The sequence below is a fragment of the Cereibacter sp. Soil_C_27 genome (genome assembly GCF_057657095.1).
The window spans coordinates 939711-961452 of sequence record NZ_JBDGJD010000001.1 but is presented as its reverse complement, the minus strand read 5'-3'; the positions used below and the strand labels follow the sequence as shown (position 1 = coordinate 961452).

General features: G+C 68.8%; 21 protein-coding genes and 1 riboswitch. Of the genes, 12 read left to right on the top strand and 9 right to left on the bottom strand.

Features of this window, described 5'->3' with window-relative positions; translation table 11 throughout:
• Positions 1 to 96 precede the first annotated feature (96 nt).
• Positions 97 to 294, bottom strand: a riboswitch (cobalamin riboswitch).
• Between the two features lie 153 nt (positions 295 to 447).
• The 7 genes from AC3A5Z_RS04790 to AC3A5Z_RS04760 all read left to right on the top strand — a co-directional run bounded on the left by AC3A5Z_RS04790 (position 448) and on the right by AC3A5Z_RS04760 (position 8603).
• A complete protein-coding gene (locus tag AC3A5Z_RS04790) occupies positions 448 to 1902 on the top strand; it encodes an amidase (RefSeq protein WP_487518229.1) in 1455 nt (484 codons plus the stop codon).
• 58 nt (positions 1903 to 1960) lie between these two features.
• Complete coding sequence (locus AC3A5Z_RS04785; RefSeq protein WP_487518228.1) at positions 1961 to 3031, top strand: ABC transporter ATP-binding protein; 1071 nt, start codon at positions 1961 to 1963, stop codon at positions 3029 to 3031.
• 3 nt (positions 3032 to 3034) lie between these two features.
• Positions 3035 to 3946, top strand: coding sequence for an ABC transporter permease (locus AC3A5Z_RS04780; protein ID WP_487518227.1), 912 nt, complete (start codon positions 3035 to 3037; stop codon positions 3944 to 3946).
• On the top strand, positions 3936 to 4739 hold the full coding sequence (locus tag AC3A5Z_RS04775) for an ABC transporter permease (RefSeq protein ID WP_487518226.1): 804 nt from the start codon (positions 3936 to 3938) through the stop codon (positions 4737 to 4739). The genes AC3A5Z_RS04780 and AC3A5Z_RS04775 overlap by 11 nt, the downstream gene beginning before the upstream one ends.
• 30 nt (positions 4740 to 4769) lie before the next feature.
• Positions 4770 to 5795, top strand: a complete 1026-nt coding sequence (locus AC3A5Z_RS04770) for an extracellular solute-binding protein (protein WP_487518225.1) — start codon at positions 4770 to 4772, stop codon at positions 5793 to 5795.
• Between the two features lie 58 nt (positions 5796 to 5853).
• On the top strand, positions 5854 to 7260 hold the full coding sequence (locus AC3A5Z_RS04765) for an amidase (protein WP_487518224.1): 1407 nt from the start codon (positions 5854 to 5856) through the stop codon (positions 7258 to 7260).
• Between the two features lie 308 nt (positions 7261 to 7568).
• Positions 7569 to 8603, top strand: a complete 1035-nt coding sequence (locus tag AC3A5Z_RS04760) for a GNAT family N-acetyltransferase (protein WP_487518223.1) — start codon at positions 7569 to 7571, stop codon at positions 8601 to 8603.
• Between the two features lie 40 nt (positions 8604 to 8643).
• On the opposite strand, the gene AC3A5Z_RS04755 is transcribed toward AC3A5Z_RS04760, so the two are convergent.
• Positions 8644 to 9684 (bottom strand): cytochrome-c peroxidase, encoded by a 1041-nt coding sequence (locus AC3A5Z_RS04755; RefSeq protein WP_487518222.1) that lies wholly within the window; start codon positions 9682 to 9684, stop codon positions 8644 to 8646.
• Positions 9685 to 9870: 186 nt separating this feature from the next.
• Between AC3A5Z_RS04755 and AC3A5Z_RS04750 the strand changes: the two genes are divergently transcribed.
• Positions 9871 to 11103 carry a 3-deoxy-D-manno-octulosonic acid transferase gene (locus AC3A5Z_RS04750; protein ID WP_487518221.1) on the top strand — a complete coding sequence of 411 codons (1233 nt, stop codon included), beginning with the start codon at positions 9871 to 9873 and terminating at the stop codon, positions 11101 to 11103.
• Between the two features lie 118 nt (positions 11104 to 11221).
• Positions 11222 to 11779: an NnrU family protein gene (locus AC3A5Z_RS04745; RefSeq protein WP_487518220.1), complete on the top strand. Its 558-nt coding sequence runs from the start codon at positions 11222 to 11224 to the stop codon at positions 11777 to 11779.
• Positions 11780 to 11842: 63 nt separating this feature from the next.
• Here AC3A5Z_RS04745 and thpR read toward each other — a convergent pair whose 3' ends face one another.
• The 3 genes from thpR to AC3A5Z_RS04730 are packed head-to-tail and all read right to left on the bottom strand — an operon-like array spanning position 11843 to position 14036.
• Complete coding sequence (gene thpR / locus AC3A5Z_RS04740) at positions 11843 to 12394, bottom strand: RNA 2',3'-cyclic phosphodiesterase (RefSeq protein WP_487518219.1); 552 nt, start codon at positions 12392 to 12394, stop codon at positions 11843 to 11845.
• Positions 12391 to 13515 carry an acetoin utilization protein AcuC gene (locus AC3A5Z_RS04735; protein ID WP_487518218.1) on the bottom strand — a complete coding sequence of 375 codons (1125 nt, stop codon included), beginning with the start codon at positions 13513 to 13515 and terminating at the stop codon, positions 12391 to 12393. The genes thpR and AC3A5Z_RS04735 overlap by 4 nt, the downstream gene beginning before the upstream one ends.
• Positions 13512 to 14036 carry a glutathione peroxidase gene (locus tag AC3A5Z_RS04730; protein WP_487518217.1) on the bottom strand — a complete coding sequence of 175 codons (525 nt, stop codon included), beginning with the start codon at positions 14034 to 14036 and terminating at the stop codon, positions 13512 to 13514. The genes AC3A5Z_RS04735 and AC3A5Z_RS04730 overlap by 4 nt, the downstream gene beginning before the upstream one ends.
• Positions 14037 to 14271: 235 nt before the next feature.
• Here AC3A5Z_RS04730 and AC3A5Z_RS04725 point away from each other — a divergent pair, with 235 nt between their 5' ends.
• Positions 14272 to 14778 carry an NUDIX hydrolase gene (locus tag AC3A5Z_RS04725; RefSeq protein WP_487518216.1) on the top strand — a complete coding sequence of 169 codons (507 nt, stop codon included), beginning with the start codon at positions 14272 to 14274 and terminating at the stop codon, positions 14776 to 14778.
• Between the two features lie 70 nt (positions 14779 to 14848).
• Positions 14849 to 15271: a DUF1178 family protein gene (locus tag AC3A5Z_RS04720; RefSeq protein ID WP_487518215.1), complete on the top strand. Its 423-nt coding sequence runs from the start codon at positions 14849 to 14851 to the stop codon at positions 15269 to 15271.
• A gap of 36 nt (positions 15272 to 15307) precedes the next feature.
• On the opposite strand, the gene AC3A5Z_RS04715 is transcribed toward AC3A5Z_RS04720, so the two are convergent.
• Positions 15308 to 15631 (bottom strand): 2Fe-2S iron-sulfur cluster-binding protein, encoded by a 324-nt coding sequence (locus tag AC3A5Z_RS04715; protein ID WP_487518214.1) that lies wholly within the window; start codon positions 15629 to 15631, stop codon positions 15308 to 15310.
• 182 nt (positions 15632 to 15813) lie between these two features.
• On the opposite strand from AC3A5Z_RS04715, the gene AC3A5Z_RS04710 reads away from it, so the two are divergent.
• Positions 15814 to 16317 carry a peptidoglycan-binding domain-containing protein gene (locus AC3A5Z_RS04710; RefSeq protein WP_487518213.1) on the top strand — a complete coding sequence of 168 codons (504 nt, stop codon included), beginning with the start codon at positions 15814 to 15816 and terminating at the stop codon, positions 16315 to 16317.
• A gap of 50 nt (positions 16318 to 16367) precedes the next feature.
• On the opposite strand, the gene AC3A5Z_RS04705 is transcribed toward AC3A5Z_RS04710, so the two are convergent.
• The 4 genes from AC3A5Z_RS04705 to gor all read right to left on the bottom strand — a co-directional run bounded on the left by AC3A5Z_RS04705 (position 16368) and on the right by gor (position 21742).
• Positions 16368 to 17858: a DegQ family serine endoprotease gene (locus AC3A5Z_RS04705; RefSeq protein ID WP_487518212.1), complete on the bottom strand. Its 1491-nt coding sequence runs from the start codon at positions 17856 to 17858 to the stop codon at positions 16368 to 16370.
• Positions 17859 to 18049: 191 nt separating this feature from the next.
• The gene (gene hflC / locus AC3A5Z_RS04700; RefSeq protein WP_487518211.1) at positions 18050 to 19147 is read right to left on the bottom strand and encodes a protease modulator HflC; all 1098 of its coding nucleotides are present in this window, start codon (positions 19145 to 19147) and stop codon (positions 18050 to 18052) included.
• A complete protein-coding gene (hflK, locus tag AC3A5Z_RS04695) occupies positions 19147 to 20328 on the bottom strand; it encodes an FtsH protease activity modulator HflK (protein ID WP_487518210.1) in 1182 nt (393 codons plus the stop codon). Before hflK ends, hflC begins: the two co-directional genes overlap by 1 nt.
• A gap of 55 nt (positions 20329 to 20383) precedes the next feature.
• Positions 20384 to 21742: a glutathione-disulfide reductase gene (gene gor, locus AC3A5Z_RS04690; protein WP_487518209.1), complete on the bottom strand. Its 1359-nt coding sequence runs from the start codon at positions 21740 to 21742 to the stop codon at positions 20384 to 20386.

Below are 21742 nucleotides of genomic sequence, written 5' to 3'. Positions count from 1 at the left end.
GGCAGCTTTGCGACAGTGCCGGCGGAGGGACAGCCCTTGCCGGCGGTTCGTCACCTGAAGCGGGAAGACCGCCTCCGGAACGCGCCCCGCGCCCCGGAAAGGGTGATCGCTGCGGCAGGTCTCCTGACTCGCGGGTCTTCGCTCGGGTCGGCCTTCCCGGGGGAGATCCCAGTGGCACAGTCGACCGTCGCTCGCCGCTCACAGTTGCGGGGGCAGCCGCGGGATGGGCCGGATGGCCGCACCGCGTTCCCTTTTCATCCGGGGTCAGCCGGAACCGAAGCACGTCCTCATTAGGTTAACGCTCCGGCCTGTCAAGCCCCGCCTTCGGCCAGCTTCTGCGACGAAAGGCGTCGTAAAAGGCACATGGGGCGGCGAATCCGGGTGGACCTGCCCCGCCCCCCGCCGCAGCATGCCCGCTCGACTGGCAGGAAGGCGGAAGGGAATCGCATGTTTCGGACTTTTGGCGCAGAGGATGCGACCGATCTCGCCGCCCTCGTCGCCCGGCGCGACGTGACGCCCGACGAATTGCTCGACGCCGCCCTGCAATCGGTGGAAGAGCTGAACCCGATGCTGAACGCCGTCGTCCTGCTGCAGGAAGACGTCGCCCGCCGCGCCATCGCCGCGGGCCTGCCCGCGGGCCCCTTCACCGGCGTGCCCTTCCTCCTGAAGGATCTCGGCTGCGAGGCGGTGGATTTCCCCTCGCACAACGGCTCGCGGCTGCTGGCCAACACCCGCTATGCGCAGGATTCCGCGATCTTCGAGCGGATGCGCGCCACCGGCGTCGTCACCTTCGGCCGCACCACCTCGCCCGAGGGCGGCATCGGCGCCGCGACCGAGGCGGCGGTCTATGGCGGGCCGACCCGCAACCCGTGGAACCCCGACCACACCTCCGGCGGCTCCTCCGGCGGATCGGGCGCCGCGGTCGCCGCGGGCATCGTCGCCATGGCGCATGGCTCCGACGGCGGCGGCTCGGTGCGCATCCCCGCCTCCTCCTGCGGCCTCTTCGGCTTCAAGCCGACCCGCGCCCGCCTGCCCGACGGCCCCTACTCCGGCGAGGGCTGGGCCGGCATGGCGATCGACGGCTTCCTCACCCATTCGGTGCGCGACACCGCCGCCATGCTCGACGCCTGCGCCGGCGCCGACCCCGGCGCGCCCTACTGCGCCCCGCCGCTCCTCCGCAGCCATGCCGATGCCATCTCGCGCCCGCCGACCCGGCTGCGCGTGGCGCTTTGCGATACCACCTTCAGCGGCGCGCCGATCCATCCCGAGGTGCGCGACGCGGTGCTCGAGACCGGGGCGCTGCTCGAAAGCCTCGGCCATGTGGTCGAACCGATGCGGCCCCATGCCGATGTGGCGACGATGATGGCCGCCTGGACCGACATCGTCGCCTGCGGCACGGCGCTCGGCATCCGCAAGGCGCTGAAGGGCCGCGACCTCGCCCCCGGCGAGGTGGAGGGCGTGGGCCGCGGCGCCATGGCCCGCGCCGCCGAGATCTCGGGCGAGCGCTACCTCGAGGCGGTGGGCGAGATCCATGCCTTCGGGCGGCAGATGGCCCGCTTCTTCGATCCGCAGCGCGGCCCCGACATCCTGCTCTCGGCCACCCTCGCCGAGCCCCCCGCCCGGGTCGGGCGCTTCTCGCATGACACCGAGGATTACGTCGCCTTCCGCACCGGCCCCGAGGGCATCTTCGCCTATTCGCCCTTCTGCGCCGTGTTCAACGCCTCGGGCCAGCCCGCCGCCTCGCTGCCCTTGGGCATGTCGGCGGGCGGTCTGCCCATCGGCATCCATCTGGCCACCCGCTTCGGCGAGGACGAACTCCTGATCGCGCTCTGCGCAGAAATCGAGCGCGCTGCCCCCTGGAGCCACCGCCGCCCCGCCCCCCTGCCTCTCAGACCCGCGTGAGGGTTGCCAGAGGCCGGAGGGCCTGCTTAACCTTGGCGAAACGACAGCGGGGAAATCAGTGACCGAAGCCATAGCCGTCGAAGCTCGCAATGCAATCAAGGCCTTCGGTCAGGGCGATGTCGCCGTCCGCGCACTCGATGACGTCTCGGTCCAGATCCGCAAGGGCGAGTTCTTCACCCTCCTCGGCCCCTCCGGCTGCGGCAAGACCACTCTCCTGCGGCTGATCGCCGGGTTCGAGACCCCGACCTCCGGCGCCATCCTGCTCGACGGCAAGGACATCACCACCGACCCGCCGAACCGCCGCCCGGTGAACACCGTCTTTCAGAGCTACGCGCTCTTCCCGCACCTGACCGTGGCGCAGAACGTGGGCTTCGGGCTTCAGATGCAGGGCCGCCCCAAGGCCGAGGTTGCCGCCACCACCGACCGGATGCTGGCCCTCGTCCGGCTCGAGGCGATGGCGGGGCGCAAGACCAGCCAGCTCTCCGGCGGCCAGCAGCAGCGCGTGGCCCTCGCCCGGGCGCTGGCGCCGCAGCCCAAGGTGCTGCTCTTGGACGAGCCGCTCTCGGCGCTCGACCTGAAACTGCGCAAGGAAATGCAGACCGAGCTGAAGCGGCTGCAGACCGAGACCGGGATCACCTTCATCTTCGTGACCCACGATCAGGAAGAGGCGCTCACCATGTCCGACCGGATCGGGGTGATGAGCGCTGGCAAGATCCTGCAGATCGGCAGCCCGCGCGACATCTACACCCGGCCGGCCAACCGCTTCGTCGCCAGCTTCATCGGCGAGACCAACTTCCTGCCCGGCACGCTGCGGGATGGCCGCGTCACGCTGGCCTCGGGCGGCAGCATCGACGTGGCGGCGACGCTGCGCAGCGCAGGCCCGGTGACGGTCGCCGTGCGCCCCGAACAGGTCCGCCTCGTCCAGCTGACCGACCCCGAGGCCCTGCCCGCCACCGTCACCGATCTCGTCTACTTCGGCACCGACACCCATTGCCACCTCGCCCTCCCCGACGGCACCGAGGTCGTGGCGCGCCTGCAAAGCAGCGCCAGTGGCGAGGCGGGGCTGCAGCGGGGCACGCAGGTCGGGCTGCGCTTTGCTCCCGGTGCCGCGCAAGTGCTGGGGGACTGACCGATGTCGGCAGGCGAAGACACCGCAAGGAGACGCAGGATCCGCGACGGCTGGCTGCTGTCGGCCCCCGCGCTGGTCGTCCTGACCCTCGCCGCGGCGGGCCCGCTGCTCGTGGTGCTGGTCTACAGCTTCCTCACCCCCGGCCAGTATGGCGGCGTGGTCTGGGACTTCTCGACCGACGCCTGGGTCGGCATCCTCTTCACCCGCGACATCTTCACCGAGACGATGGCCCTCGCCGACGCGCATCTGACGATCTTCTGGCGCTCGGTGCGGCTCTCGCTGCTCACCACGCTCATCACCTTCGTCGTCGGCTTCCCGACCGCATGGTTCATCGCCACCCGCTCGCCCAAGGCCCGGGCGCTCTGGCTCTTCCTCATCACCATCCCGTTCTGGACCAACCTGCTGATCCGCACCTTCGCCATCAACGAGGTGATCCGCAACGAGGGCATCCTGAACTCGGTGCTGCTGGCGATGGGGGCCATCTCCAGCCCGATCCAGATCCTCTACACCGACACCGCCGTGCTGATCGGCATGACCTATGTCTACCTGCCGCTCATGGTGTTGCCGCTCTTCGCCGCCATCGACCGCTTCGACATGCGCCTGCTCGAGGCGGGCTACGACCTCTACGCGACCCGCTGGCAGGTGTTGCGCCGCGTGGTGCTGCCCATCGTGAAGCCCGGCATCGTCGCGGGCTCGATCCTCGTCTTCGTGCCCTCGCTCGGCGCCTATGTCACCCCGCGGGTGCTCGGCGGCGGCAAGCAGATGATGATCGGCAATTTCATCGAGCTGCAGTTCGGTCAGGGCCGCAACTGGCCGCTCGGCGCCTCGCTGTCGATGCTGCTCCTGCTGATCGTGCTGGCGGCGCTGCTCGTCTATGTCCGCGCTGCGGGGAAAGGCGGCGCGCATGGCCAGTAAGGGCTTCGACGCCACCACCCTCCCCGGCTTCACCGCCATTGCCGCGCTGGCCTTCGTGGCACTCTATGCCCCGATCATCACCCTCGTTGCCTATTCCTTCAACGGCGCCAATTCCATCTCGGTCTGGGGCGGCTTCTCCTTCCGCTGGTACGAGGTCGCCTGGGCCAACGACACCGTGCAGCAGGCCACGATCCGCTCGCTGGTCATCGCCGTCTCCGCCTCGCTGATCGCCACCACCGCCGCCACCATGGCCGCCCTCGGCACCACAAGGCGCGGCGCCTTCACCGGGCAGACCTTCATCTACGTGATGATCAACCAGCCGCTGATGGTCCCCGAAATCGTCACCGCCGTGGCCCTGCTGATCGTCTTCGCCAGCGTCAAGGTCGCCACCGGCTACACCGGCCTCGGCTACCTGATCCTCGCCCATTCCGCCTTCTGCATCCCCTTTGCCTATCTCCCGATCCGCGCCCGCCTCGAAGGCATGGACCTCAGCCTCGAGACCGCCGCCGCCGATCTCTACGCCAACCCCTGGCAGACCTTCCGCCATGTCACCCTGCCGCTGGTTCTCCCCGGCATCATCGCCGGCGCGATGCTCGCCTTCGTCATCTCGCTCGACGATGTGGTCATCACCGAATTCGTGAAATCGGCGGGGCAGGACACCCTGCCCACCTACATGCTCGGCCAGCTGCGCCGCGGTGTGACGCCCGAGGTCAACGCCATCTCCACGGCGCTGCTCGGCCTCACGGTGCTCCTGCTCACCGCCTTCTTCCTGCTCACCCGCAAGCGGGACTGAACCCGCGCCAAGACCAACATGGAGAGACCGATGAAACGACTGATCACCGCCACCGCGCTGCTGCTGGCCAGCAGCTCGCTCGCCAGCGCCGAAGGCGTGCTGAACCTCTACAACTGGGGCAACTACACCTCGCCCGAGCTTCTCGCCAAGTTCGAGAAGGACACCGGCATCAAGGTCACCGTCACCGATTACGACAGCAACGACACGGCGCTGGCCAAGATCGAGGCGGGCGGCGCGGGCTTCGACCTCGTGGTGCCCTCGGCCAACTACGTCGGCATCTTCCGCGACAAGGGCCTGCTGACCGAGCTCGACCTGACCAAGATCCCCAACCACAAGAACATCGCCCCCGACTGGATGGATGTCGCCTGGGATCCGGGCCGCGCCTATTCGGTGCCGTGGCAGTGGGGCACGACCGGCGTCGGCGTGAACACCACCGTCTATCAGGGCGATATCAACACCTCCGCCATCTGGCTCGACGTGCCGGACGAGCTGAAGGGCAAGGTCAACGTCACCCCCGAGATGAACGATGTCGTGGCCCTCGCCACCATGTATGCCGGCGGCGAGCCCTGCACCGAGGATGTCGAGGTGCTGAAAAAGACCCGCGACCTGCTGATGGCGGCCAAGCCGAACTGGATGAGCATGGATTACGGCATGGAGGACAAGATGGCCTCCAACGATGTCGCAGCCTCGGTCTACTGGAACGGCGCCATCCTGCGCGCCCGGCTGAAGAATCCCGACATCGCCTATGGCTATCCCAAGGAGGGCTACATCCTCTGGATGGATTCGGTCACCCTGCTGAAGGATGCGCAGAACGTCGAGAACGCCTATACCTTCATCAACTACATCCTCGAGCCGGAACACGCGGCCATGCTCTCGGCCTTCGCGCGCTATTCCAACGGCGTCGCGGGCTCCGAGGCCTTCATGCCCGACGACATGAAGACCGCCCCCGAGGTGGTCGTCCCCGAGGAGTTCAAGGCGGCGGGCCACTTCCTGCCGGCCTGCGGTCCCAAGGCGCAGGAATACATCACCGCGATCTGGACAGAGCTCCAGAAGTAACCCTGCCCCGCAGTCCCGGGCGGAGCCGCTCCGGCTCCGCCCGCTTTCACGGAATCCCATGACCGACCTCACCAGCCTCTCGGCCTCCGATCTCTCGCGCCTCGTTGCCACCCGCAAGGCCGCCCCCTCCGAGATCATGCAGGCCTTCCTCACCCGCATCGCCCGCCTCAACCCCGCGCTCAACGCCATCGTGGCGATGCGCGACCCTGATGATCTGCTGGCCGAGGCGAAGGCTGCGGACGACAGCACCGGCGGCTGGCTGCACGGGCTACCGCTGGCGGTGAAGGATCTGGTCGCCGTGCGGGGCATCCGCTCCAGCTTCGGCTCGCCGATCTTCGCCGATCTCGTCCCCGAGGCGGACGAGATGCTCGCCGCCCGGATGCGCGCGGCAGGGGCGATCTTCATCGGCAAGACCAACACGCCCGAATTCGGGCTCGGCTCGCACAGCTTCAACCCGGTGCATGGCGTCACCGCCAACCCCTATGCCCCTGAGCGGACGGCGGGCGGCTCCTCCGGCGGGGCGGCGGCGGCGCTGGCCGGGCATCTCGTGCCCGTCGCCGATGGCTCCGACGCCATGGGCAGCCTGCGCAACCCCGCCGCCTTCTGCAACGTCTACGGCTTTCGCCCCAGCTTCGGCCTCGTGCCTTCCGATCCCGTGGGCGACAGCTTCCTGCACCAGCTCGCCACCGACGGCCCGATGGCACGCTGCGTCGAAGACCTCGCCCGGCTGCTGGAAACCCTGGCCCAGCCCGATGCCGCCAACCCCCATTCCCGCCCGTGGCAGCCCTATGCCACCGATCTCGACGCCGCTCCCGAAGGGCTGCGCATCGGCTGGCTCGGCGACTGGGGCGGCGCCTATCCGATGGAGCCGGGCATCCTCGACACCTGCGAGACCGCGCTCAAGACTCTCACCGACCTCGGCCACCATGTCGAACCGCTGGCCCCGCCCTTCCCCGCCACCGAGCTTTGGGAAAGCTGGACCACGTTGCGCAGTTGGTCCAACGCCGCCGCCCGCGCCGCGCTCTACGACGATCCGGCCAAGCGCCGCCTGCTGAAGCCCGAGGCGATCTGGGAAATCGAGCGCGGCCTCGGCTTCGACGCGATGCAGGTCCACCGCGCCTCGGTGATCCGCTCGGCATGGTTCACCACGCTGGCCGATCTCTTCACCCGCTTCGACGCGCTGGTGCTGCCCGCCGCACAGGTCTGGCCCTTCCCGAAGGACTGGCGCTACCCCGAAAGCATCGCCGGCAAGCCGATGGACACCTACCACCGCTGGATGGAGGTGGTGATCCCGGCCAGCCTTGCCGGCCTGCCCACCCTCGCCGTGCCCGCGGGCTTCCGCGACGGCCTGCCGATGGGGCTGCAGATCCTCGGCCCGCGCGGCGCCGACCGGGCGATCCTGCGCCTTGGCCAGCAGTATCACCGCGCGACCGACTGGCCCTCGGCCCGCCCGCCCGTGCTCTGACTCGGCTCGAAGGGCGCCGGGGCGGGGACTCTTCGGGAGTCCCCGTCTCTGCGCCCCGCCACTCTGCCCGTGAAACCGACAAGCAGCCCAGGATTCAGCCCTCGGCGATCAACCCGCAATTGCGCGCCGCGGCAATCGCTCACCTGTCAAATGCAAAGCGCGGCGGCCCGAGCCAATTCGCTTTTACCTTCCTCGATTCGGGCTATTATGCCGCAGATAGATGGTTGTCTGCTTATCCAGTGCTCAGAATTTTTTAGTCCTGCTCGAAATCTTTAAACCTCGACGACCTTATTTGCAGGAAGCATTCGATGGAGCTCAGACAGATTCAATCGTCGGCGTCCGAACCCGTCCGGGTCGGTCGCGGCGCGAAACCCGATCCGGCCTCGCGCAAGCCCGTCGGCAAGGTCGCGACCCTGCCGCTCACGGACCCGCTCAACCCGACGATCTTCCACGAATCGTGGTGGCTCGACGCCGCAGCCCCGGGCGCCTGGAGCGAGACCACCGTCAGCTCCGGCGGCAAGGTGGTCGGCCGCCTCCCCTATCTGCTGCTGCAGGAGCCCCTGCGCCGCACCGCCTGCACCATGCCCGACCTCACCCATTTCCTCGGGCCCGCGGTCAATGCCGGCAATGGCGCGCCTTGCAACAAGGCGCTGAAGGTCGGGCAGATCACCCGCGAACTGCTCGAGGCCCTGCCGCCGGTCGGCGCCTTCAACCAGCGCATGCACCGCGGCGTCGAGGATGTGCTGATCTTCTCCGAGCTCGGCTATCAGACGCTGGTGCAATTCACCTTCGAGATCGCGCCCGACGCCCCCGAGGCGATCTGGTCCAACATGCGCGACAAGACCCGCAACATCATCCGCCGCGCGCAGGAGCGCTACGAGGTGGCGGAGTGCCTGACCCCCGCCGCCTTCGCCGCCTATTACCTCGCCAATCTCGAGACGACCGGCCGCGACTCCTACTATGACGAGGCGCAGATGGCCCGCGTCTGCGCGGCCGCCGTGTCGCGCGACCGCGGCCGCATCCTCGCTGCCCGCGCCGATGACGGCACCATCGCCGCGGCGATCTTCTGCGTCTGGGACAACACGACCTGCTACTATCTCCTGTCGATGCGCGACCGCGGCATCGATCAGGGCGCCACCAGCCAGCTGATCTGGGAGGCCGTCCGCCGCGCCGCCGCCATGGGCCTGACCTTCGATTTCGACGGGCTCCTGACCAAGGGCAACCGGGTGTTCTTCACCGGCTTCGGCGGCACCGTCCGCCCGCGCTACGTCGCCTTCCACAAGACGAAATACTACCGCATGGCGAGCCATGCGATGAACCTCTACTACCGCCTGCGCGGCTGAGGCAGGAAGGGCGGCCCCCACCGCCCTTCCCGATCCCTCGCTACTGCACGACCTCCACCGTAGGTCGCGGCGTCGCCGCCGTCTCCGGCGGCAGCGTGGGCAGCGAGACCGGGGGCACCGACCCCGTCAGGCTCTCCAGAAACGCCACCAGCTGCGTCACCTCCGCCTCCGGCAGCGCCTCGCCCAGCTGCGATTCCGCCATGATCGCCACGGCGGTCTCCAGATCCCAGACCTTGCCCGAGTGGAAATAGGGCGCCGTCAGCCCGACATTGCGCAGCGGCGCCGCGCGGAACACATATTCGTCGTCCACCGTCGCGGTGACGGCAAAGCGCCCCTTGTCGCCCTCGGGCAGGATGTCGGCCCCGGGCTTCTCGATCAGCCCGAACGGGTAATAGCCATGCCCGCCGACGTTCACCCCCGAGTGGCAGCTCGAACAACCCTTGTCGACGAACAGCGCCAGCCCCGCCTTCGCCTCGTCCGACAGCGCCTCGTCATCCCCGTTCATCCAGGCGTCGAACGGCGCCGGGGTGATCAGCGTCGCCTCGAAGGCCTCGATCGCCCGCGCCATGTTGTCGAAGTTCACCGGCGCCGCCTCCTCAGGGAAGGCCTCCGAGAACCAGCTCACATATTGCGGCATCGAGCGCAGCGTCGCTTCCACCTGCCCCGGCGTGTTGGCCATCTCCACCCCGGCCTGTACCGGCCCCTTGGCCTGCGCCTTCAGGTCATCCGCCCGCCCGTCCCAGAACTGCGCCTCGTTCAGCACCGCGTTCAGCACGGTGGGCGAGTTGCGCGGCCCCTTCTGCCAGCCATGCCCGACCGAGGTCTCCATGTTGTCGTCGCCGCCCGTCGCGAGATTGTGGCACGAGGCGCAGGAAAAGACCCCCGACGCCGAGAGCCGCGGATCGAAGAACAGCGCCTTGCCCAGCGCGATCTTCTCCGGCGTGATCCGGTTGTCCTTCACCGCGGGCACCGTCGAGGGCAGCGGCGCAAAGATCTCGCGGGCGGTGTCACGCAGCGCATCGGCCTGAGCCGCGCCTGCCAAGGCCGTGCTGGCGACAAGGGCGGTCATTAAAAGGCGCATTTTAGTCTCCTGTAATCGTTTACCCGTGCTAGAAAACCCTAGCGCATCCCCGCGCCGCCGGATTTGACTTCGATCAATTCTAATTCTCATGGTGCAATCGGTTTAAAAGCGATTAAAAACCACCTGATTACAGCCGCTTGCCGCCGTCCGCTTTTCCGGACAAGACGCCGCCCGAAGGAGCCTCCGGTGCTGACCCTCTACCGCCTGATCTTCACCCTTGCCCTGCCCGTGCTTCTGGCCGGGGTTTCCTGGCGCAAGTGGCGGGGGCGTGCGGTGGCCGATGAGGCGGCGCAGCGCCTTGGTCGCATCGCGCCGCAGCAGGGCAGGCCGCTCTGGCTGCACGGCGCCAGCAATGGCGAGATCACCTCCGCCCGCTGGCTGATCGAGGATCTTCTGGCCCGCCATCCCGACCGCCCGCTGCTCGTCACCTGCAACAACCCCAGCGCCCGCCGCATGGTCGAGGGCTGGGGCCTGCCCCGCACCACCGCCCTGCTCGCGCCGTGGGATGCGCCGTCCTGCCTGCGCCGCTTCCTCGCCCGCGCCCAGCCCCGCGCGCTCCTGACCATCGAGAACGAACTCTGGCCCGAGCGCATCTGCCAGAGTGCCGCCCGCGGTCTGCCGGTGATCGCCCTCGGCGCCCGGCTTTCGGCCCGCTCGGCCCGGTCCTGGTCGCGCTTTGCCCCGCACCTGCTCGGCCAGCTGCTGACCCGCCTCACCTGGGTCTCGGCGCAGGACGAGGCTTCGGCCCGCCGCCTGATCGACGCGGGCCTGCCGCAGGACCGGCTCGGCCCCCGTGTCGTGCTGAAATCCCGGCTGACCGCCGCGCCGCAGGTCACCCCGCCCTTCGCCACCCCGCCGCGCGCCCGCTGCCTGCTCGCCGCCTCGACCCATGAGGGCGAGGACGCGATCCTGCTCGACGCCTTCGCCAAGGTGCGCGACCGCTTCGATCTGCTGATCGTCGCCCCGCGCCATCCGCAGCGCGGCGCCGCCATCGCCGCTCTGGCCGCGGCGCGCGGCCATGCCACCGCCCGCCGCGCCGAGGGCGAGACGCCGAGCCGGAAAACCTCCGTCTATATCGCCGACACGCTGGGCGAGATGCCGCTCTGGTATGCGCTCTGCGGCGCCACCTTCATCGGCGGCTCGCTCGTGGAAAAGGGCGGCCACACGCCTTTCGAGCCCATCGCGCAGGACACGGCCCTGCTGCACGGCCCCTCGACCTTCAACTTCACCGAGGTCTTCGCCGCGCTCGATGCCGCTCAGGCCGCCCTCCCGGTCTCCGACGTGCCCAGCCTCGTCGCCGCCCTCGCCCGCCTTACCCCCGAGGAACAGGGCCGCATGGTCGCCGCCGCCCGCCGCGCCCTGCCGCCCTCGGGCGACGAGGCCGCGCTGATCGCCGCCATCGACCGGCTCACCGCCTGAGATTTTTCGCCGTGACGTGACGGCACAATCCGCGCGCCCGGCTTTTCCGGCGCGCGGGCCAGCCTAGCTCAAAGCTGAACGGTGTTTGCATCTTACCCAGTGACGGAGCGCTTTGCTTATGGTGCTGTTGACGATTGGTCTCTTTCTCTTCATCGCCGCCCATCTCTTCAAACGCCTGTTTCCCACGATGCGGGCGCGGATGGGCGAGCCGGGGAAGGGGCTGATGACGATCATCATGCTGGTGGGCCTCGTGCTGATCGTCATCGGCTACCGCGGCATTCCCTATATCCCGGTCTACGCACCGCTGCCGGGCATCGGCTATCTCAACAACGCGCTGATGCTGGTGGCCATCGTGCTCTTCGGCGCCAGCGTGCTGAAGGGCGTGCTCTGGACCCGCATCCGCCATCCGCAGTTCATCGCCACGATCCTCTGGACTGTCGCGCATCTTCTGGTGAACGGCGATCTCGCCTCGATCGTGCTCTTCGGCAGCATCGGCCTCTGGAGCCTCGTCTCCATCCTGCTGATCAACGCGCAGGAGGGCCGCTGGACACCCCCCACCCCCGGCTCCGCCCTGCGCGACGTGGCCCTCTTCGGCATCGCCCTGACGCTCTACGGCGCGATCACCTCGACCCACATCTGGCTCGGCCACAACCCCTTCATCGGCACCTTCGGCTGAGGGGTTAAGATTTCCTGAACGCCGCCGGGAATATCCTGTTACATCAATTTGATAGGCCGATTTTCACGCGTGAAATCCCAGCGGATGGCAGGCCAGTTCCTCGTAACGGTTCCCCTTCACCCCCAGATGCGAGCGATAGAGCCGGAAATCCCGCACCTCCACCTCGCCGCCCCGGAACCCGCCGCCCTCGGCCACCGCCCGCTCCAGCCGCATCCGGTCCTCGAGCCCCGGCGGGGTGAACCGGCCGAGCGTGACATGCGGCACGAATTTCCGCCGCTCCACCTCGATCCCCGCCACCCGGGCCGCCCGCTCGACCTTCGCCTGCAGCCGCGCCAGTTCCTCGCAGGCCGAAACCCCGGCAAAGACCGCCCGCGGCTTCTCCCCGCCGAACATCCCTAGCCCCTCGATCCCCAGCCGGAACTCCGGCATCCGCAGCGCCAGAAACCCCTCATGCGCCGCCTCCAGCACCTCGTCCCGCACCTCCCCGAGGAAGGCCAGCGTCAGGTGGAACTCCTCCGGCTCCACCTTGCGTGGCAGGGGCAGCAGGAACTGCTGGACCGCCAGTTGCGACCGCACCGCCTCCGGCAGCGGGATCGCCACGAAGGCCCGGATCATCGCCGCGCCAGCATCGCCAGCCGCTCCCTGATCTCGGCCCGCACCGGCCCCTCCCGCGGCGGGTCGAGCAGCGTGGTCAGCATCGCCTCTCCCGGCAGCGCCCGCCCGCCCCCCATCCAGCTCAGCCCCCGCAACACCGCCGCCGCCGCCCCCGGCAGCCGGTCGGGGATCTCGCAGCCGTTCAGCACCGCCCAGACCCCGGCCCAGCAACGCCCCACCGACCACGGGTTGTAGCCGCCGCCCCCCAGCACCAGAAACCGCGGTGCCAGCCCCCGCAGCGCCGCCACCACCGCCAGATGGGCATTGTTCGACAGCGCGAGCCGCGACAGCGGATCTTCCTCCAGCGCGTCGGCCCCGCATTGCAGCACCACCGCGTCGGGCCGGAACGCCGCGACCCGCGGCAGGATCAGCCTCTCCAGCACCGCCCGCATCTCGGTGTCGTTGAACCCGCGCGGCACCGGCAGGTTGAAACAGTTGCCGCCGCCGTCGTCCTCCAGCCGCCCGGTGAAGGGCCACCGCCCCTCCTCATGCACCGAGATCAGCAGAGCCTCCGGATCGCCGGCAAAGCCATGCTCCACCCCGTCGGCATGATGCGCGTCGATGTCCACATAAGCGATCCGCCGCACCCCGGCCCGGCGCAGCACCAGCATCCCCAGCACCGGGTCGTTCAGATAGCAGAACCCGTTCGCCCGCCCGGGCATCCCGTGATGCGTGCCGCCGCCCGGCACATGGATCACCCCGCCGTCGCGCAGCAGCTCCGCCGCCAGCATCACCCCGCCCGCCCCGGTGGCGGGGCGGTGGAACATCTCGGGGAAGACCGGGTTCGACAGCGTGCCCAGCCCGAAGCCGAGCCGCATCGCCTCGTCCGCGCCCTCGGTCTCGGCCCGTTGCAGCGCGGCGACATAGGCCGGGTCGTGCCAGAGCCCGAGCGCCGCAGGCTTGGCGCGCGGGCTGGTGCGGAACTGCGTGCGGGGCAGCCAGCCGAGGCTGCGAGCCAGATCCATCACGGTCGAGACGCGCGGCACCCGCAGGGGATGCGCGCCGCCATAGGTGGAGGTGCGGTAGATCTCGGATCCGATGAACAGCGGCGCCGCTCCGGGCGCCGCGGCGGGGGCTGTCACGGCAGGAGCGCCTCGATCGGGCCGGTGATCGCCGCCGAGGTCGGGCTGACCGCCGATCCCCAGGTCTGCACCATCTCGCCATCCGGGCCGAGCAGGACCTTGTTGAAGTTCCAGCCCGGGGTGAAGCCGTGGTCGCTGGAGAGCCAGAGATAGAACGGATGCGCGCCCTGCCCGACCACCGAGGTGATCTCGGTCATCGGGATTGTCAGGTCGAAGTTCACCGCGCAGAAATTCTTCACCTCCTCGCCCGTCGCCAGCTCCTGCCGGAAATCGTTGGAGGGCACCGCGAGCACCGTCAGCCCCTGATCGGCGTAGCGGTCCGACAGGGCCTGCAGATCGTCGTATTGCGGGGTGAAGGCGCAGAGCGAGGCGGTGTTGACCACCAGCACCGGCTTGCCGCGCAACGCGTCGAGCGCGATCTCGCCGCCGTCGATCGATTGGAAGCGGATGCCCGGCGGGGCGGCGGCAAGGGCGGGCAGCGCCGTCAGGAGGCTGGCAAGGGCAAGAACGGCAAGGCGCATCGCGGTCTCCTGTCGCCGCATCGGCGGGCGGGCGTGCTGAGCAAGATAGCGCAGGTCAATTCGGCGTCAAATCCGTCATCTGACGGCCGCGCCAGTGGAAATTTGCATCAAGGGGTGCGATAGTGGCCAAAGTATTGCGAAAGGTTTTTTCTCCCGCGTTCCATCCCGTTAATCATATCAAAAGCCGCAAACGCGAACATGGGCGAAAAGCCTGGACGAGCAGAAGGCACAGCAGATGACAGCAGACATGAGCCCGGTGTTTCACGCCGATCAGCAGGTGCCCATCCTGCGCGCGCAATATGGCGCGCTCTGCTGGCGTGTCGAAGAGGGCGCGGTGCAGGTTCTGCTCATCACCAGCCGCGATACCGGGCGCTGGGTCATCCCGAAGGGCTGGCAGGTCGCGGGCCTCTCGCCCGAGGCCTCCGCCGCGCGCGAGGCCTTCGAGGAGGCTGGCGTGCAGGGCGAGGTGGATGGCAGAAGGCTCGGGTGCTTCCGCTATGACAAGGCGCTCTGCCGCAGGCGCGGGCGCGAGGCGCATGTGCCCTGCGTGGTCTCGGTCTATCCGCTGAAGGTCGACAGGCTCGCCAACCGCTTTCCCGAGCGGGGGCAGCGCAAGCGCAAGTGGTTCGCCCCCGACAAGGCCGCCCGTCGCGTGGCGGAACCCGAGCTGCGCGCGCTTCTGGCCGGGTTTACCCCGCCGCCGGGCGCGCTGCACGATGGAATGCCGCGTCAGCCCTCTTGAACCGGGGCGGGCCCGGATTTAGGTGACAGGGGCAGCCGCCCTTCCGGCGCGGCGCCCTCTCGGTAGAAACATGATCCGCTACAGTCTCAGATGCGACAAGGACCACGGCTTTGAAAGCTGGTTTCAATCGGCTCAGGCCTTCGACGATCTCGCCGCGGCGAACCGTCTGTCCTGCCCGGTCTGTGGCTCGGCCACGGTCGAGAAGACCCTGATGGCCCCGTCGGTCCGCCCGGCCCGTTCCGCAGCGGCCGGCGCGCTGGCCGCCCCCGGCACCAAGGTCGAGGAGGCGCTGGCGGCCCTGCGCAAGCAGGTCGAGGAAAACTCGGAATATGTCGGGTTGAACTTCGCCGCCGAGGCCCGCGCCATCCACGAGGGCGAGGCGCCGAAACGCGCGATCTATGGCGAGGCCAAGCTCGACGAGGCCAAGCGTCTGGTCGAGGATGGCGTGCCGGTCGCGCCGCTGCCCTTCATGCCGCCGCGCAAGGTCAACTGAGACGGCGGGCGGGGAGGCTCCCCACCCTCCCCGGTATCAGATCTGCTTCTCCGGCATCTGCACCACGAGACCGTCCAGCGCGTCCGAGACCTTCAGCTGGCAGGTGAGGCGCGAGCGGACCGGATCGGGCTGCCAGGCGAAATCCAGCATGTCCTCTTCCATCGCGTCCTTCTTCGGCAGCTTCTCCACCCACTCCGGCGCCACATAGACATGGCAGGTGGAACAGGCGCAGGCGCCGCCGCAATCGGCCTCGATGCCCGGCACGCCATTGTCGCGCGCGCCTTCCATCACCGTCAGGCCATTGGCCACCTCGATCACATGTTCCGTGCCGCCGTGTTCGATGTAGGTGATTTTCGCCATCGCTTGCCTCTTGCTTGCCCCCAGGGGGTATGGCCGAGCCATAGGGCAAAATCCGGGGATTTGCCAGAGCCCCCGCAGAGGGTTGACGCCAGCGTGACAGGCTGCGGCCCGCGCGGCGTCGCAGGCCTTTCCAGCCGCGGCGTCATGCGCCATGGTGCGGCAGGGTGGCTGCGGACGGGCGGATGATGAGAGGGTTTCTTCTGGGCGGGATGCTGGCGCTGGCCGCCTGCCAGAGCGCACCGGTGCCGGAGGCGCCGACCCGCGCCGACCTGTCCGCCGAGATCCGGCGCGGCGCGCGCGCGCCCACGGCGGCGCCCGGCGAGTGCTGGGGCAAGGACACGACGCCCGCGATCTACGAGACGGTGACCGAGCAGGTCACGGTCTCGGACCCCGAGACGGCGCCACGCTACGAGACGGTGACGCAGCAGAAGCTGGTGCAGGACCGCCAGACCGTCTGGTTCCGCACCCCCTGCCCGGAGGCGATGACGCTCGACTTCGTCGCGACGCTGCAACGGGCGCTGAAGGCGCGCGGGCTCTATGCCGTGCCGCTGACCGGCGCGCTCGACGCGCCGACCGAGGCCGCGGTGCGGCGGTTCCAAGCGCCGCTCGGGCTGGACAGTGCCGTGCTGTCCCTGGCGGCGGCGCGGGATCTGGGGATCGTGCCCAAGGAATTCCCGCGCAACTGAAAAGGGCGGCCGGTTTCCCGACCGCCCCTGAAGATCGCCTCAGCGCTGGCTCACTTGTCCAGCGACAGCGCCACGAAGCGCGGGTCGCCGCCGCGGCGCACCAGAAGCAGCAGCGACTTGCGCCCGGCATCCTTGGCCTCGGTGATGCGGTCCTGCAGATCCTTGATCTGCACCACCTTCTGCTGACCGGCCTCGGTGATCACGTCGCCCTCGCGCAGACCCTTGGTATAGGCCTCCGACAGCTCGTCCACCGACGTCACGGCCAGACCCTCGGTGCCCGAAGGCAGGCCAAGCTCGGTCGCCTGTTCCGAGGACAGCGGCGTCACCGTGAGGCCCAGCACGTCGGCGGTGGCCGGATCGGCATCGGGAGCGGCGACCGCGGGCACCACCTCGTCGCCCTCCGCCTCTTCACGGCGGCCGAGCGTCACCGAGAGCGTCTCGTTATTGCCCTCGCGCAGCACCAGCACCTCGACCGCCTCGCCGATCGGCGCATCGGCCACACGGCGCACCAGCTCGCGGGTGTCGGCCACTTCCGCCCCGTCGAAGGAGAGGATGACATCACCCGCCATCATGCCCGCGTCCTTGGCGGGACCGTCCGGCACGTCGGTGATCAGCGCGCCCTTGGCCGCGCTGAGCCCCATCGCCTCGGCCACGTCCGGCGTCACGTCCTGGATGCGGACGCCGAGCCAGCCGCGGCGGGTCTCGCCGAACTCGCGCAGCTGACCCACGACCTTGGTCACCACGTTCGAGGCCATCGAGAAGCCGATGCCGATGGAGCCGCCGTTCGGCGAGAGGATCGCGGTGTTCACGCCGATCACCTCGCCCTCCATGTTGAACAGCGGGCCGCCCGAGTTGCCGCGGTTGATGGCGGCGTCGGTCTGGATGTAATCGTCATAAGTGCCCGACAGCGCCCGGTTGCGGGCGGAGACGATCCCGGCGGAGACCGAGAAGCCCTGCCCCAGCGGGTTGCCCATGGCCACGACCCAGTCGCCAACGCGGGCCTGATCGCTGTTGCCGAAGCTCACGAAGGGCAGCGGCGTCGGGCTCTCGACCTTCAGGAGCGCGATGTCGGTCTTGGGGTCGGTGCCGACCAGCTTGGCTTCCAGCTTGTTGCCCGAGAAGAACTCGATCTGGATGTCGTCGGCGCCCTCGATGACGTGATTGTTGGTGACGATGAAGCCGTCCTCAGACACCACGAAGCCCGACCCCAGCGCTTCCGAGCGGCGCGGGCCGCCCTGCTCGCCGCGGTTCTGCGGGTCCATGAAGTCGCGGAAGAAGTCTTCGAAGGGCGAGCCTTCCGGCACGATCGGGGAAGAATCCTGCGCGGGGGCCGCGATGGTGGTCGAGGTGGTGATGTTGACGACCGACGGGCTGATCTTGTCGGCGAGGTCGGCAAAGCTTTCCGGCGCGCCCTGCGCTTTGGCCGGAAGCACCTGCGACAGCGCCAACGTCAAGCCGAGCATCAATGCGAGGAAAACGCGCAAGGCGGCCTCCGGCATGGCTTCAACCTTGCGGCTGAGGGATATGGCGTGAGGATGCACCCCGAACTCCTTTCGAATTGCGAAAATTGCAGTCGGCGCGGCGCCGAGTCTGCCGATAGCCAACAGTTAGGCAGGATTGGGCGCAATGCAAACCGGGTCGCGCCTCGTCAATTGGATGTGAAGATGGCACAGGTCGGGCGGAAACAGAAAGGGCCGGCATCTGCCGGCCCTTCCCTTGAGTTGATTTTCGCTCAGGGCGTGCCCGCCGCAGGCTCTGCAGGCTCTGCAGGCTCTGCCGGAGCCGCAGGGGCCTCCGGTGCCGGCGCTTCCGGTTCCGCTGCCGGGGCGGTTGCCTCGGGAGCCGGAGCAGGCGCCGCGGGTGCTTCCGGTGCAGGCGCTGCCGGTTCGGCTGCCGGGGCGGTCGCCCCGGATGCCGGGGCCGCAGCGGGCTCTGCCGGGGCCTGCGGCGCCTCGGTGCCTTCGGGCATCGCGTCGCTGCGCAGATACTCGAAGAACTGGCTGTCAGGCTGCATCACGATCGAGGAATTCTCGCCCTGCAGCGAACGCTCGTAGGAGGTGAGCGACCGGGTGAAGGCGAAGAATTCCGGGTCGCGCCCGAAAGCCTCGGCATAGATGGCGTTCCGCGCGGCATCCGCCTCACCGCGGATCACCTCGGCCTCGCGCCGGGCTTCCGAGGTGACCTCGACCACCGTCCGGTCGGCCGAAGCCCGCACCCGCTGCGCCGCCTCGTTACCGCGGGCGATCTCGTCCGCGGCCTCGCGCTCGCGCTCGGCCCGCATCCGGGCGAAGGTGGCGGCGAGGTTCTGCTCCGGCAGGTCGGTGCGGGTCAGCCGGACGTCGATCACGTCGACCCCCAGCGCCAGAGCCTGACGCCGCGCGATATCGCGGATCTGGTTCATCAGCGCCGTCCGGTCCTCGGACAGCACGCGGTTCGACGGCACGGACCCCAGAACCTCGCGGATGGCGGGGTTCATGATCCGCTCCAGCCGGGTCTGCGCGGCCTCGATGCCGCCCGCGCCCACCGCTTCGCGGAACTCGACCACGTCGACGATCTGCCAGCGCGCGAAGGCATCGACCACCAGACGGCGGTCATCCAGCGGCGTGACTTCCAGGGGCTGCGTGGGCAGGCCGAGGATACGGCCGTCGTATCTCACGACTTCCTGGATCAGCGGGATCTTGAAGCCGAGACCCGGCTCCTCCTTCACCGCCTTGACCTGACCGAACTGCAGCACCAGCGCCTTCTCGCGCTCGTCCACGATGAAGACTGACGACAGCAGCACCGCGACGATGACGGCCAGCACCGGAAGGATAAGGGATGTACGGTTCATCAGTTGCTCCCCGTGGATGCGGCTGCGGCAGGCGCGGGCCGGCTCAGCTCGTTCAGCGGCAGGAAGGGCACGACGCCCTGACCGGCCTCGCCTCCGCTCACCCCGTCGAGGATCACCTTGTTCATCCCGCCGAGCACCTTCTCCATCGTTTCCAGATACATCCGACGACGGGTCACATCCGGCGCCTTCACATATTCCTCGTAGACCGACAGGAAGCGGCTCGCTTCACCCTGCGCGTTGTTCACCACCTCGGCGCGGTAGCCCTCGGCCTGTTCGGTCAGGCGCGCGGCTTCACCGCGGGCGCCCGCCGTCACCTGGTTGGCATAGGCGTCGGCGGTCCGCTCCAGACGGTCGCGCTCCTGCTGCGCGGCCTGGACCTCGCGGAAGCTGTCGATCACCTCTTCCGGCGGGTCGGCCTTGTCGAAGTTCACCCGGATGACGTTGATGCCGGCCTGATAGCTGTCGAGCGTGGTCTGCACCGCCGCCAGCAGGTCGGAGGCGATCACGCCGCGGTCCCGGTTGAGGATCGGCGACAGTTCCGACCGCGCGATGATGTCGCGCATCGCCGAGTCGGAAACGGCGCGGATCGTGTCGGTCGGGTCGGCCAGGTTGAACAGGAACTGCGACGGGTCGGAAATATTCCAGACCACCTGGAAAGCGATGTCGACGATGTTCTGGTCGCGCGTCAGCATCAGCCCCGAGTCGGCATCGCCGCTGCGGCCGTTGCCGATGTCGGTCTGGCGTTCGCCGGTCACCTGCACCACCTCGGCGGTGACGAGGGGCCAGGGCGCGAAGTTCAGACCGGGCGTGCCGATGGTGCTGAATTCACCGAGGAAAAGCTCCACCGAACGCTCTTCCGGGCGCACCGTGTAGAACGACATGTAGGCCCAGAGGCCTGCCGCCACCAGCGCCCCCAGCGCCAGCCCCTGCCGGGTGAAGAGCGGTCCCATCGGGTTGCCGCTGCGGCCCCCGCCACCGCCGCCACCGCTGCCGCCGGTGCGGCCGCGACCGCCCATCAGCACACGGAGCTGCTCCTGCCCCTTTTTCACGATCTCGTCGATCTCTGGGATCTGCGAGCCTTCGTTGCCGGGCCGCCGCGGACCGCGCGGCTCCTTGCCATCCTTGCCGTCGCGGTTGTCCCCGCCCGATCCGCCTCCGCCCCAAGGCCCTCCGTTTGACATACGCCGTCTTCCCTTTTGTTGCTTACCGCCTTAACTGGTCATTCGTACGGTAAAATCAAGCTGTTCTCACCGGCTTACGAAGGGTGACGATTTCCTCCGCCATGGTCGGGTGAACCGCCACCGTCCGGTCGAAATCTTCCTTCGTCGCCCCCATCTTTACTGCGATCGCGGCCAGCTGGATCAGTTCGCCCGCATTCGGGGCGACGATGTGGCAGCCGAGCACCTTGCGCGTCTCGGTGCTGACGATCAGCTTCATCAGAATCCGGTCCGGACGCCCCGCGAAAGCCGACTGCATCGGGCGGAACGCGGCGGCATAGACCTCGATCGGCTCCTGCTCGCGCGCCGCCTCCTCGGTCAGCCCGACCGAGCCCAGCTCCGGCTGGGTGAAGACCGCACTCGGCACCAGCTCGTGATCGGCCTTGGTCGGCACGCCGCGGAACACGGTGTCGGCGAAGGCATGGCCCTCGCGGATCGCCACCGGCGTCAGGTTGATCCGGTCGGTCACATCGCCCACGGCGAAGATCGAGGGCACGGCGGTCTGGCTCCACTCGTCGACGATCACCTGCCCGTGCCGGCCAAGCTCCACCCCCAGCGCCTCGAGCCCGAGCCCCGCCGAATTCGGCGCCCGGCCCGTGGCATACATCACCGCGTCGAACTCGGCGTCCGATCCGTCGGTCGAGATCACCCGGATGCCGCTCAGGCTCTTCTCCAGCCGGATCACGTCGGTGCCGCAACGGATGCGGATGCCGCGCTCAATCATCGCATTGGCGACATGGCCGCGCGCCTCATCGTCGAAGCCGCGCAGGATCTGCGCGCCGCGGTAATACTGGCAGACCTCCACCCCGAGCCCGTGCAGGATGCAGGCGAATTCGCTGGCGATATAGCCGCCGCCCACCACCAGCAGCCGCTTCGGCAGCTCCGGCAGATGGAAGATCTCGTTCGAGGTGATGGCATGTTCGCAGCCCGGAAACTCCGGCACGAAGGGCCGCCCGCCGGTGGCGATCAGGATATGCTTGGCGGTGAAACTCTCGCCCGAGGCGAGCTTCACCGTATGCGCATCCTCGACCACCGCCCGCGCGTCATGGATCATCACGCCCGCGTTCTTCAGCGTGCCGCGATAGGCCGCCTCCAGCCGGTCGAGCTCCTTCTCCAGATGCCCGCGGAAGCGCGGCCAGTCGAAACCGCCGATCTGCGCCGTCCAGCCATAGGCCTGCGCATCCTCGGCCATCGTGGAATAGCCCGAGGCGAAGACCATCAGCTTCTTGGGAACGCAGCCGCGGATCACGCAGGTGCCGCCCATCCGGCTTTCCTCGGCCAGCCCCACCTTGGCACCGCCCTCCGAGGCCGCGATCCGCGCCGCGCGCACCCCGCCCGAGCCGCCACCGATGACGAAAAGGTCGTAGTCGAAGTCCAA